The organism is Pseudomonas sp. R3.Fl (assembly GCF_023516765.1).
Taxonomy (GTDB): Bacteria; Pseudomonadota; Gammaproteobacteria; order Pseudomonadales; family Pseudomonadaceae; genus Pseudomonas; species Pseudomonas citronellolis.
In genome coordinates this window covers 254787-267011 of the sequence record NZ_JAMGSO010000001.1, presented here as the reverse complement: position 1 = coordinate 267011, position 12225 = coordinate 254787, and the positions used below count along the sequence as shown (strand labels likewise).

Genomic DNA, 12225 nt, shown 5'->3' with positions numbered 1-12225 from the left:
TCACCTTCCAATGAGTTTGAGCAGACGGGGGCCGTTGGCCAGCAGGCCGTCGGCGGAGACGTAGAGGAGCAGGGCGACGGCGCTGGCGGCCAGCGTCACGAAGCCGTCGAACAGGCCCAGGTCGCGGGCCTGCGGCTGCAGGCTGGCGAGCAGGGCCAGGGCGATGAGCACGGCGTTGCGCGCCAGCAGCACCGGGCGCAGCGGCTGGGCCTGGTCGGGCCCGGCGCAGCCGCAGTCGATGTCGCGACGGCCGCGCCACAGGTTGACGCCGATGGCCGCGGCGTACAGCGCCAGCAGCAGGGCGGCGGCCAGGGCCGCCAGCGAACGGCTGGCCGGCACCAGCAGGGCGAAGGCGACGGCGCCTTCCACCAGCGGCAACACGCGGGCGGCGGGCTTGAGCAGGGCCTGCGGCAGCAGCTGGTAGTCCTCCAGCTGCCGCGCGAAGCGCCCCGGCGCGCGCCACTTGTGGCTGGCGGCGCTGGCCAGGATCACCGCCACCGAGACGGCGCCGGCGATCACGTAGATGGGATCGGCTTGCATGGTCGTGCCTCTGTCAGTGGGTCAGGACCTGGGTGGCGGTCTTGGCGATCTTTTCCACGGTGCCGGTGTGCTTGCCGGCCTTCAGGTCGAAGATCTCCAGGCCGCCTTCGACGTTGGCGCCATACAGCAGCGGGGCGTCGTCGCTGGTGGCGGTCATGCTCCAGACCGGGGCCGGGGCGCTGAGGGTGCCGATCTTCTTCTGCGTCTTCAGATCGTAGACCCAGATGTCGGTGCTCGGGTCTTCCCACTTCATCGGCTCGTGCTGGTCGTGCATCAGCACGTACAGGCGGTTCAGCTTCGGCGCCAGGGCCAGTTCCTGCCAGCCGCCGGGGGCCCAGCCGGCCTTGCGTTCGGCGTCGGTGACCAGCGACCAGGTCGGCAGCACCTTGGGCTGCTTGCCGGAAAAGTCGATGGCGTGGATGACGCCCTCGGTGGTGGTGAAGTAGTAGGTCTCGCCATTGTTGATGGCACGTTCCACCAGCTTCTCCTTGTTCGGGTCGAAGAACGGCGTGCGGCTGCGGGCGGTTTCCTTGCCGTCTTCGCCGAGGGTCACCAGCTGCACGCTGCCGTCGCCGCACAGCGAGGCGAAGGCGCGCTTGCCCACCGGGTAGTTGAGCACGCAGCCGGGGATGGCGATCTCGGCGGTCACCGCCTTGGCCTGGGTGTCGACCACGGTCACCGAGGTGGACGGGGTGAAGTTGTAGACGTAGGCGAAGCGGTCGTCGCCGCTGACCGCCAGGCCGTAGCGCTGGGTCAGGGATTCGGAGCGCTTGCTGGGGATCACCACTTCCCAGGAGGGGGACAGGGTGGAAGTGTCCCAGGCGGTCAGCACGTCGGTGCGGGTGCCGCGGGTGCCGCGCGAGTAGTACAGGTCGGCGGTGTACAGGGTGTGCTGGTCGTGGCTGAGGGTCGAGGGCGCGGCGAAGCCGGTGCTGACCATGCCGAGCATCTTCTTCTGCGCCGGGTCCACCACGGTCACGCGGCCGGTCACGAAGCTGTCGAACTCCACGTCGACGACGTAGGCGCGGTGCGGGTCCGGCGGGAACGGCAGGGTCGTCTGGCCGACGGTCTCCGGCGGCAGGTCGGCGAATGCGCCGCCGACGGCGGCCAGCGAGACGCCTAGCGCCAGCGTGGTACGAGCAAGGATCCTGGTTATTCGCATGGGGGGTGGCTCCCTCGATTTTATTGGATGGTCGGACCGCGGACCGGTGTGGGCAGAAGACTGCAGCCCTAGTCTGCCCGGCGTTGCCCGGTGCTGCCTTGTTCTGCGTGCCAAGCCCTTGTCTGTCCCTGACAGGGCTTGTGCCGGCGTGCCAGGGCAAGCATCGGCGGGGTTCGCGCGGCGCGCCCTACCGTTGGTCGGCGGGCTTCACGCAGGGCAGGGCGATGCAGAACATGGCGCCATGGGGCTCGACGTTCTGCGCCCAGATGTCGCCGCGGTGGCGCGAGACGATGTTGCGGCACAGCGCAAGGCCGATGCCGTTGCCGCTGACCTTGGAGCTGAAGAAGCCGTCGAACAGCCGCTCCCGCGCGCCGGCGTCGATGCCGCGGCCGCGGTCCTCGACGCAGAGCAGGGCGCTGTCGCCCTCGCGGCGGGTGTGGATGCGCAGCCGGCGGCGCTCGGCGGGCAGCTCGGCCATCTCTTCGATGGCGTTGAAGGCCAGGTTGAGGATCACCTGGCCGATCAGCACCTTCTCGCAGCTCACCGGCAGCGCCTCGGCGCAGGGCGCCAGCTCCAGGCGCACGCCGGCCGGCTGGCCCTTGAGGTCGATGAAGTAGCGGGCGTCGGCCAGCAGCTCGTTGAGGTCGACGCGCTGCTCGGCCTGCTCAAGGCGCACCACGTACTCGCGCACGCTCTTGATGATCTCCGAGGCGTGCTCGATCTGCCGCACCGCGCTGTCCAGGCCCCAGGCCACGTTCGGTTCGACCTCGCCCTGCTGGCCGAGGCGGATCACCGAGCCCTCGATGAAGTTGCGCGTGGCCGCCAGCGGCTGGCTCAGCTCGTGGGCGATGGCCACGGCCATCTCGCCCATGGCGTTGTAGCGCGCCAGGTATTCCAGCTTCTGCTCGCTCTGCCGGCGGGCCTCCTCGGCGCGCACCTGCTCGCTGACGTCGCGGAACAGCAGCAGGTGGCCCTTGAGGTCGTCCTCGATCTCGATGTAGCGGCAGGTGGCGTGGTGCCAGCGCCAGTCGCCGTCGCAACGCCGTAGGTGGTAGCCGACGCTGTAGGGCTCGCGGCTCGGCGGCGTGCGCGAGAGGTGCTGGAGCAGGCGCTGGCGGGATTTCTCGTCGCAGGCGTCGAGGAAGTTGCGCCCCAGGTGGCGGCGGTCCGCGGCGCCCAGCAGGGCCAGGGCGGAATCGCTGATGAAGCGGATGTCGCCGTCGGGGCCGAGCACCGCCACGCCTTCGGCCAGGTCCTGCATGAAGGCCTTCAGCCGGCTTTCGGTGCGCTTCAGCTCGCGCTTGACCTTGTCTTCCTTGGAGATGTCGCGGAACTGCACCATCAGCACGTCGCGCTCGGCCAGGTGCACCAGGGTGGCGGTCGCCTCGGAAAGGATGTCCACGCCCTGCTTGGAGCGGTAGCACCACTCGATGGCGCGTTGCCCGGTGCGCGCCGCGCCCTCCAGCCAGCGCAGGCCGATGGAGCGGCGGTACTTGGGCGCCGGGTTGGTCATGTCCGGGGCCTTCAGCGGCACCAGTTCCTCCAGGCTGAAGCCCAGGGCCTGCAGCGCGGCGCTGTTGGCCCAGAGGATCTCCTTGGTCTGCGCGTCGTGCAGCAGGATGCACAGCGGCATGGCCTCGATGAGCGCGTGGAAGTCGGTTTCGGCAGGCTGGAACATGGCGGGCAACTCTTGGCGATGCGCGTTCCCGGACGCGGGGCACGGCTTTTATAGCGCGCAGCCTAGCGCGTCGGCGCTAGGAAACAACCCGGCGGGCACTAGGGGATTCCTTTAGCGCGCGGGCGGCACGCCCCAATAGAGGCCCGCTCGGCACGCTCCCTACACTGGGCCCCATCGACGGCCGCCGGCTCCCACCGGACGGCCGGCCCACAAGAAACAGGGAGACGCCCATGCCGCGTTCAGCCGCCGCCGCCACAGATTCGCCCCTCGCCAGCCGTGCCAGCCTGTTCGAGCAGGTGCTCGACGAGGTCCGCCAGCGCCGCGACGAGTTCGATGCCCGCTCCCATGTGCCGCGCGACATGATCGAGCGCTTTATCGAGGCCGGCATCTACCGCTCCGCCACCCCGCGCTGCTTCGGCGGCGACGCGCTGCCGCCGGCCGAGTTCCTGCGCCTGATCGAGCGCATCGCCGAGGCCGACGGCTCCGCCGGCTGGGTGGCCAGCTTCGGCAGCGCCAGCACCTACCTCACCGCGCTGCCGCGCGAGACGCTGGCCGAGCTGTACGCCGACGGCCCGGACCTGGTGTTCGCCGGCGGCCTGTTCCCGATCCAGCCGGCCGAGCAGGTGGAAGGCGGCTGGCGCGTCAGCGGCACCTGGAAGTTCGCCAGCGGCTGCAAGGGCGCCGACGTGCTCGGCGTCGGCATCGGCCTCGGCGGCCCCGGCGGCAAGCCGCGCACCGCGCTGCTGCGGGCCCGCGACGTGGAGATCGTCGAGAACTGGGAAGTGGTCGGCCTGAAAGGCACCGGCAGCCACGACCTGCGCCTGGACAAGGTTTTCGTGCCCGACGCCTGGACCTTCATCCGCGGCGGCCAGAGCAGCATCGACGAGCCGCTGTACCGCTACCCGACCATCGCCTACGCCGCCCAGGTGCTGGCGGTGGTCAACCTCGGCCTGGCCCGCGCCGCCCTCGACGAGATCGCCCGCATGGCCTCCGGCAGCGGCGTGACCGGTGCGCCCAGACTGGCCGACCGCGCCTACGTGCGCATCGAGCTGGGCAAGGCCGAGGCGCAGCTGCACGCCGCGCGCGGCTTCTTCTACGACGCCACCGGGCAGGTCTGGGAATCCATCCTCGCCGGCAACCCGGTGACCCCGGAGCAGGTCAGCCTGCTGCGCCTGTCCGCCGTGCACGTGTCCCGCGCCGGCGCCGAGGTGGTGCAGCGCGCCTACGCCCTGGCCGGCACCACCGCCATCTACCTGCGCCACCCGCTGCAGCGCTACCTGCGCGACGCCATGGTGGTGACCCAGCACGCCTTCCTCAGCGACGGCATGTACGACGGCGCAGGCTCCGTGCTGCTCGATGTGCCGCCGTTCCCCGGCTACCTCTGATCGACCACAAGGACAACAAATCATGACCCGACCCACCGCCGAACCCATGCGCGTGCTGTTCTGCATCGGCATCACGCAGAACTTCTTCGACCTGCCCACCGGCGAAGGCATCAGTGTCTGGAAGGGCTTCAGCCAGATGCTGGGCGAACTGGGCGCGCTGCCCGGCATGAACGTGCTCGGCGTGCTCGACGACGACCGCCTGATGGTCGGCGCCTCCAACACCGCGCCCTGGACCGTCTACATCATGGCCGACGTCGACTGCCACCAGACCGTGGTCGACGCCTGCAACCTGTTCCGCACCGTGCAGGTCGGCCAGTACAGCCTGTGGAAGTACGCCCGGATCGAGGCCCGCGTCGGCCGTCCGCTGAGCATTCCCGAAGCGGCGCGGAGCTGAGCCATGGGCCAGGCCTTGGAGCAGTTGCAAGCGCGCCTGCAGCGCCTTGAAGGCGAGGCCGCCGTGCGTCGCCTGATGGCCCGCTACATGGACCTCTGCGACGTTCCGCGCGACAGCCGGGCGCTGCAAGCCGAACTGGCCGAGCTGTTCGCCGAGGACGCCGTCTGGGAAGGCCTGGGCGCCCGCGCCGAGCAGAGCTTCGGCCGCCATGAAGGGCGCGCGGCGGTGGCGGCGTTCGTCGCCGGCTACCTGCCGCCGGCCGAGCACTTCGCGCTCAACCTGCACTTCCTCGGCAGCGAGTCGATCGAGGTCGGGGAGGGCGGCGACACCGCGCGCGGCCAGTGGCTGATGCAGCAACTGTCGACCTATGTCGACGGCCGCAGCGAGCTGTTCGGTACCCGCCTGAACCTGGACTTCCGCCGCGTCGGCGAGGCCTGGCAGATCATCCATTTCCGTACCCGGCGGCTGCTGGCCATGCCGCTGGGCGCACTCGCGGAGGGCGAGGCATGAGCATCTTCGTCAGCGAATTCGAGCTGGGCGGCGCCGGCAAGCGCGTCGCCGTCAAGGATACCATCGACATCGCCGGCCATCCGACGCGTTGCGGCAGCCGCGCATTGGCCGACAGCGCACCCGCGCAACACCACGCCGAAGTGGTGCAGCGGGTGCTGGACGCCGGCTGGCGCATCGTCGGCAAGACCAACCTGCACGAGCTGGCCTTCGGCGTCACCGGCATCAACGACTGGAGCGGCACGCCGCGCAATCCGCAGGCGCCGGAGCGCGTGCCCGGCGGCTCGTCCAGCGGCTCGGCCGCGGCGGTCGGCGCGGGCCTGGCCGATATCGCCCTGGGCACCGACACCGGCGGCTCGGTGCGGGTGCCGGCGGCCTGCTGCGGCGTGGCCGGGCTCAAGCCGAGCTTCGGCCGCGTCAGCCGCGTGGGCGTACATCCGGAACATAGCAGCCTGGATTGCGTCGGCCCGTTCGCCGCGAACATGGCCGACCTCGTCGCCGCCATGCAGGTGCTCTGCCCCGGCTTCGGCGCCGTGAACCTGCCCGGCGCCAACGCCCGCGTGGCCTTCCTCGAAGTGCCCGCCGACCCGCACATCCAGGCCTGCCTGGGCGCCGCCGCCGACCGCGCCGGCTGGCGCCAGGCGAGCCTCTACCTGGGCGAGTTCGAGGCGGCCTTCGAGGCCGGCCTCGTCGTCATCAACCACGAGAACTGGGCGGCGCTGGGGCAATTCACCGGCAAGGGCCTGCTGGGCGCCGACGTCGAGCAGCGCCTGCTCGCCGCCGGGCGCACCAGCGCCGCGCAGCTGGCCGAGGCCGAAGGCGTGCGCGCGAGCTTCACCCGCGCCATCGACTCCGCCCTGGACGATTACGAAATCCTGCTGCTGCCGACCCTGACCAGCCTGCCGCCGCTGCTCAGCGATGCGCGCAGCGGCAAGAGCGTGGCGGCGCTGACCTCCCTGGTCCGCCCCTTCAACCTCAGCGGCCACCCGGCGCTGAGCGTGCCGGTGGAGCTGGAGCACGGCGGCCTCAAGGTCGGCCTGCAGATCGTCGGCCGCAAGGGCGACGACGAACGCGTCTGCGCCTTCGGCGCGCAGCTGGAACAGGCATTGGCCGTCGAGCGGCCGACGAACAAGAAAATGGCATGAGGAGACACCCATGAGCGCCCCTGAATACCGGCTGATCGCCAAGACGGGCAGCCCCGAGCAACTGGTCCAATCCGACCGCGTCGACGTATCGCTGTACCACGACCCGGCGCTGTTCGAGGCCGAGCTGGAGAAAATCTTCTACCGCACCTGGGTGTGGGTCGCCCACGACAGCGAAGTGCGCAACCCCGGCGACTTCAAGACCACGATGATCGGCCGCCGCCCGGTCATCGTGGTGCGCGACAAGAAGGGCCAGGTCAACGTCCTGGAAAACCGCTGCCGCCACCGCGGCGCCACCGTCTGCGAAAAGCACAAGGGCAACGCCACCGGCTTCACCTGCCCGTACCACAGCTGGTCCTACGGGCTGGACGGCAAGCTGCGCGCGCTGCCGTACCCGGACGGCTACGAGGACATCCTCGACAAGGCCGAGCTGCCGCTGACCAGCCTGCGGGTGGAAAGCTACGCCGGCATGATCTTCGCCAGCTACGACGCCGACATCGAGCCGCTGGAGGACTTCCTCGGCGGGGCGAAGCACTGGATGGACCTGTTCATGAAGCAGGGCGCCGGCTTCCCGATCAAGGTCCAGGGCGAACACAAGTTCACCTTCAAGGGCAACTGGAAGATCCAGCTGGAGAACACCACCGACGGCTACCACTTCCCCATCGTGCACAAGTCGTGGATGTCCTCGGTGGACGACGAGACCAGCGAGATGCTCTCGTTCATGACCGACCCGCAGGCGGTGACCCACGCCCTGGGCAACGGCCACAGCGTGATGGTGATGGTCCCCGAGCACGTCGACCTCGACCACGACGATGGCACCGAGCAGCTGCAGGAGCGCTTCGCCCACGTCACCGAGGAACTGTCGAAGACCATGGAGCCTGCACAGGTACGGCGCATCGTCCGCTCGCTGCACGGCGCCGGCTTCAACCTCAACCTGTTCCCCAACGTGGCCATGTCCATGTCGTTCTTCCGCGTGCTGCGCCCGGTGTCGGTCACCGAGACGGAAATCCGCCACGTCGCCTTGGGGATGGACGGCGGCCCGGAGATCGCCAACCGCGAGCGCCTGCGCATCCACGAGCACTTCCAGGGCCCGTTCGGCTTCGGCAGCCCGGACGACGCCGAGGCCTGGGACCGCGTGCAGCGCGGCTCCTACGCCGGCCCCGAGGCGCCGATCCTGGTCAACCGCGGGCTGAACCGCGAAGTCGTGGCCGAGAACGGCGACAAGGTTTCCCACGCCACCGACGAAGGCGGCATGCGCGAGGCCTACCAAATGTGGAAGAGGATGATGAGCCAATGAGCAACGACACCCTGAACGGCTTCTCCGGCCCGCTGGCCAAGGCCATCGAATTCATCTGGCGCGAGGCCGAGCTGCTCGACCGCAAGGACTATGCGCAGTGGAGCGGCCTGTGGAGCGAGGAGGGCATCTACGTGGTGCCCATCGACGCCGAGGGCGACGACTTCGCCGCCAGCCTCAACTACGCCTTCGACGACGCGCGCATGCGCGCCCTGCGTATCGAGCGCCTGAGCGCCGGCTTCTCGCCCTCGGCGGTGGATTCGGCGAAGACCGTGCGCACGGTGTCGCGCTTCCGCCTGGTGGAGGCCGCCGGCGATCTCGTCGAAGTGCATTCGGCGCAGATCCTCTACGCCTACAAGCGTGGCGTGCACACGCCCTTCGTCGCCGACCTGGAGCACCGCATCCGCTTCGCCGCCGAAGGCCCGCGCCTGGAGCGCAAGGTGGTGCGCCTGATCAACGCCCAGGACGCCCTGGGCGCCATCGGCTTCCTGCTCTGAGGATGCAGCCATGACCCGTACCGCACTCGTCACCGGGGCCTCGCGCGGCCTCGGCGAATGCATCGCCCGGCGCCTGCATGGCGCCGGCTACCGCGTGGCCCTGGCCGACGTGCGCCTGGGCGACGCCCAGCGCCTGGCCGATGAACTCGACCCCAGCGGCGCCAGCGTGCTGGCGGTGGAACTGGACGTGCGCGAGAAGGCCGACTTCGAACGCGCCCGCGACCTGCTGCAGGCCAAGTGGGGCGGCTGCGACATCCTGGTGAACAACGCCGGGGTGTCCAGGGTCGCCGCGCTGATGGACATCACCCCGGAGGAATTCGACGCCTCGCTGGCGGTGAACCTGCGCGGCACCTTCGTCGCCTGCCAGGTGTTCGGCGCGCACTTCGCCAGCCGTGGCTTCGGCCGCATCGTCAACATCGCCTCGCTGGCCGGGCAGAACGGCGGCACCGCCACCGGCGGCCACTACGCCGCGGCCAAGGGCGGCGTGGCGACGCTGACCAAGGTCTTCGCCCGTGAACTGGCGCCGGCCGGCGTCACCGTCAACAGCATCTCCCCGGGCCCGCTGGACCTGCCGGTGGTGCGCGAGACTGTGGCCCCGGAACGCCTGGAACAGATCCTCAAGACCATCCCGGTGGGCCGCCTGGGCGATCCGGACTACGTCGCCGACAGTGTGCTGCTGCTGGTCGCCGACAACGCCAGTTCGGTGACCGGCGCCTGCTGGGACATCAACGGCGGCCTGTTCATGCGCTGAGAAAGCCGGCGGATGACGCGGCGCGTTATTCGCCCTACGCCGAACCCCAACGTAGGGCGAATAACCGGCACGGTTATCCGCCGCAACCGGGATGGCGGCCAGCGCGCCGCCCGCCCTGAAGCCTTGCAAGGTAAGACCATGATGAAGGTAAGAATCCAAAGGATCGTCGACGAAGCCCTGGACATCCGTTCTTTCCGCCTCGTGCGCAGCGACGGCCAGCCGTTCGACGCCTACGAGCCGGGCGCCCACGTCGACGTCACCGGCCCCACCGGGGTGACCCGCCAGTACTCCCTGTGCAGCCCGCCGGAAGATCGCGCCGCCTACCTGGTGGCGGTGAAGAAGGAAGCCGCCTCCCGCGGCGGCTCCGCGGCCCTGCACGAGCAGGTGGAAGAGGGCATGGAGCTGGAAATGGGCGCCCCGCGCAACCTGTTCCGCCTGGCCGCGGAAGCCCGCGAGCACGTGATGTTCGCCGCCGGCATCGGCGTGACGCCGCTGCTGAGCATGGCCTACAAGCTCAACGCCCGGGGCGAGCCCTACGTGCTGCACTATTTCGCCCGCTCGCCGGAGCACGCGGCCTTCGTCGAACTGCTGTCCGGCCCGGTGTTCGCCGGCAAGGTGGAATTTCACTACGGCGTGGAGCCGGCGGACCTTGAAAGCGAACTGGCCGCCAGCCTGGCACGCGCCCCGGCAGTGGCCCACGTCTACACCTGCGGCCCTGCGCCGTTCATGAACAAGGTGGTGGACGTCGCCAGGCGCAGCCGCAGCGAAGACGCCATCCACCTGGAACACTTCCAGGCCGACCCGGCCGCCAACGCCGCCCCGGCCGGCAGCTTCGAAGTGGAGCTGGCCAGCAGCGGCGTGGTGCTGCAAGTGCCGGCCGACGCCAGCCTGGTGGACGTGCTCCAGGCCCATGGCTGCGACATCGACACCGAATGCCGCGAAGGCATCTGCGGCACCTGCATAGTGGAAGTGCTGGAAGGCGAGCCGGAGCATCGGGACAATTGCCTGTCGAGCAAGGAGAAGGCTTCGAACAGGCAGATTTGCGCCTGTGTTTCGCGGGCCAGGTCGGCGCGGTTGGTGCTGGACCTCTGACACCTGCTCTTCTCTTCGTAGGAGCGAGCTTGCTCGCGAACGGTGCTTCACCCGGGCTTATGGTGTTTGCCCCGAAGAGCGCCCTCTCCCTAACCCTCTCCCTGAAGGGAGAGGGGACCGTTGGGCAGGGTTTGAAGTTATGGCGTTAGCCGGCTAGCGCAGAGATTTCCGGCGGAAACCATCACCTTTCTCGGCACGGACAAGCCCCCTCTCCCTTCAGGAAGAGGGCTGGGGAGAGGGGACGGAGCCAAGCTTAGGCACCTGTGTTACCGACGAACTCCATTCGCGAGCAAGCTCGCTCCTACAGGAAAGCCCCGAAGCCCCCTTACGGCACCCCCAGGTCCAAAACCTCCCGCACCAGCAGCGCAATGCTGGAAACCCCCATCTTCTCCTTGATCTTGGTGCGGTGCACATCCACCGTCTTCACGCTGATGTTCAGCTCGCGGGCGATCACCTTGCTGGCCTTGCCGTCGATCACCATGCCCAGCACCTCGCGCTCGCGCCCGGTCAGCAGGTCCAGGCGCTGCTGCAGCTGGCGCTTCTGTTCGGCGCCGGCGTGCACCTGCACCGCGGCTTTCAGCGCGGCCTGGATGCGCTCCAGCATCTGCTGCGGGTTGTAGGGCTTCTCGACGAAATCCAGCGCGCCGTTCTTCATCGCCTGCACCGACATGGGGATGTCGCCGTGGGCCGAGACGAAGATGATCGGCAGCGCCGCGCTGCGCTCGTTGAGCATGGCCTGCAGCTGGAAGCCGCTGGTTTCCGGCATGCGCACGTCGAGCACGAGGCACGCGGGGCTGCCGGGGTCGTAGTGGGCGAGGAATTCCTCGGCGCCGGCGAAGCACTGCGCCTGGATGCTGACCGACTCCAGGAGCCAGGCCAGCGAGGTGCGCAGGTCCTTGTCGTCGTCGACGATGTAAACAACGGGTTTGCGGGTATCCATCAGGGCACTGCCACGGTTCTTCTTATTAGGTCTGGCTCGCAGTCTTCGCTGCGGCACGCACGGGCGGGCGCACAGGCGCCCAGGGGCCAGCATACCCAGGCGGCGCCGGGCTGGCGATAAAGAAACCCCCTAGTCGACTAAAGGCCAGCCACCGCCGCCATGGGATTCGCCTGGATACCGCGCCTGGCCGCGGGGCCGTAGATTGGCAAGCATCGACAACCGGCCACAAGGGCGCGCCATGAACAACCTGAGCCAGACCCAGATCGACTTCCGCAACGCCATGGCGCGGCTGCCCGCCGCGGTGAACATCATCACCAGCGACGGCCCCGGCGGGCGCTGCGGCATCACCGCCAGCGCGGTCTGCTCGGTCACCGACTCGCCGCCCACGGTACTGGTGTGCATCAACCGCGGCAGCGCCAGCCACGAACCCTTCCGCGCCAACGGCCACCTGTGCATCAACGTGCTGCGCGGCGAGCAGGAAGAACTGGCCCGGCACTTCGCCGGCATGACACAGGTGCCGATGGCGGAACGCTTCGCCTCGGCCCTGTGGGAAGAGGGCTGCGCCGGCGTGCCGGTGCTGCGCGACGCCCTGGTCACCCTGGAAGGGCGTATCAGCGAGTGCAAGGAAGTGGGCTCGCATTCGGTGCTGTTCGTCGAACTGGAACGTGCCGCGGTGCGCGAGCAGGGCGACAGCCTGGTGTACTTCAACCGCCTGTTCCACCGCCTGGACGGCGTGTCGGCGGCGGCCTGAGGGGCGGGGCAGGGGGCTTTCATCACTGCGCGGCATGATGACTATCGACGCCGACGCGTGGCCATGCGCGAGGCATGTGGTTAGAGTCCGGC

The 12225-nt window shown here is 69.3% G+C and carries 13 protein-coding genes; 9 read left to right on the top strand and 4 right to left on the bottom strand.

Going from position 1 to position 12225, the window contains the following annotated elements:
• The 3 genes from M8R19_RS01015 to M8R19_RS01005 all read right to left on the bottom strand — a co-directional run bounded on the left by M8R19_RS01015 (window position 1) and on the right by M8R19_RS01005 (window position 3380).
• On the bottom strand, window positions 1–540 hold the full coding sequence (locus tag M8R19_RS01015) for a MauE/DoxX family redox-associated membrane protein (protein ID WP_249916754.1): 540 nt from the start codon (window positions 538–540) through the stop codon (window positions 1–3).
• 13 nt (window positions 541–553) lie between these two features.
• Complete coding sequence (locus tag M8R19_RS01010) at window positions 554–1702, bottom strand: amine dehydrogenase large subunit (protein WP_069865173.1); 1149 nt, start codon at window positions 1700–1702, stop codon at window positions 554–556.
• Window positions 1703–1889: 187 nt separating this feature from the next.
• Window positions 1890–3380 (bottom strand): sensor histidine kinase, encoded by a 1491-nt coding sequence (locus M8R19_RS01005; protein ID WP_249916753.1) that lies wholly within the window; start codon window positions 3378–3380, stop codon window positions 1890–1892.
• Window positions 3381–3610: 230 nt separating this feature from the next.
• Here M8R19_RS01005 and M8R19_RS01000 point away from each other — a divergent pair, with 230 nt between their 5' ends.
• The 8 genes from M8R19_RS01000 to M8R19_RS00965 all read left to right on the top strand — a co-directional run bounded on the left by M8R19_RS01000 (window position 3611) and on the right by M8R19_RS00965 (window position 10442).
• Window positions 3611–4765: an acyl-CoA dehydrogenase family protein gene (locus tag M8R19_RS01000; RefSeq protein ID WP_249916752.1), complete on the top strand. Its 1155-nt coding sequence runs from the start codon at window positions 3611–3613 to the stop codon at window positions 4763–4765.
• A gap of 22 nt (window positions 4766–4787) precedes the next feature.
• Window positions 4788–5159, top strand: coding sequence for a hypothetical protein (locus M8R19_RS00995; protein ID WP_009622212.1), 372 nt, complete (start codon window positions 4788–4790; stop codon window positions 5157–5159).
• 3 nt (window positions 5160–5162) lie between these two features.
• A complete protein-coding gene (locus M8R19_RS00990; protein ID WP_249916751.1) occupies window positions 5163–5669 on the top strand; it encodes a nuclear transport factor 2 family protein in 507 nt (168 codons plus the stop codon).
• On the top strand, window positions 5666–6811 hold the full coding sequence (locus M8R19_RS00985) for an amidase (protein ID WP_249916750.1): 1146 nt from the start codon (window positions 5666–5668) through the stop codon (window positions 6809–6811). Before M8R19_RS00990 ends, M8R19_RS00985 begins: the two co-directional genes overlap by 4 nt.
• Before the next feature lie 10 nt (window positions 6812–6821).
• On the top strand, window positions 6822–8105 hold the full coding sequence (locus M8R19_RS00980; protein ID WP_249916749.1) for an aromatic ring-hydroxylating oxygenase subunit alpha: 1284 nt from the start codon (window positions 6822–6824) through the stop codon (window positions 8103–8105).
• Window positions 8102–8599, top strand: coding sequence for an aromatic-ring-hydroxylating dioxygenase subunit beta (locus M8R19_RS00975; RefSeq protein ID WP_043272669.1), 498 nt, complete (start codon window positions 8102–8104; stop codon window positions 8597–8599). The genes M8R19_RS00980 and M8R19_RS00975 overlap by 4 nt, the downstream gene beginning before the upstream one ends.
• Window positions 8600–8609: 10 nt before the next feature.
• Window positions 8610–9350 (top strand): SDR family NAD(P)-dependent oxidoreductase, encoded by a 741-nt coding sequence (locus M8R19_RS00970; RefSeq protein ID WP_064583285.1) that lies wholly within the window; start codon window positions 8610–8612, stop codon window positions 9348–9350.
• A 138-nt stretch (window positions 9351–9488) separates the two neighbouring features.
• Window positions 9489–10442 (top strand): PDR/VanB family oxidoreductase, encoded by a 954-nt coding sequence (locus tag M8R19_RS00965; RefSeq protein ID WP_249916748.1) that lies wholly within the window; start codon window positions 9489–9491, stop codon window positions 10440–10442.
• Window positions 10443–10767: 325 nt separating this feature from the next.
• Here M8R19_RS00965 and M8R19_RS00960 read toward each other — a convergent pair whose 3' ends face one another.
• Window positions 10768–11382: a response regulator transcription factor gene (locus tag M8R19_RS00960; RefSeq protein WP_116423435.1), complete on the bottom strand. Its 615-nt coding sequence runs from the start codon at window positions 11380–11382 to the stop codon at window positions 10768–10770.
• A 238-nt stretch (window positions 11383–11620) separates the two neighbouring features.
• Here M8R19_RS00960 and hpaC point away from each other — a divergent pair, with 238 nt between their 5' ends.
• Window positions 11621–12133 carry a 4-hydroxyphenylacetate 3-monooxygenase, reductase component gene (hpaC, locus tag M8R19_RS00955; protein WP_043314882.1) on the top strand — a complete coding sequence of 171 codons (513 nt, stop codon included), beginning with the start codon at window positions 11621–11623 and terminating at the stop codon, window positions 12131–12133.
• Window positions 12134–12225 lie beyond the last annotated feature (92 nt).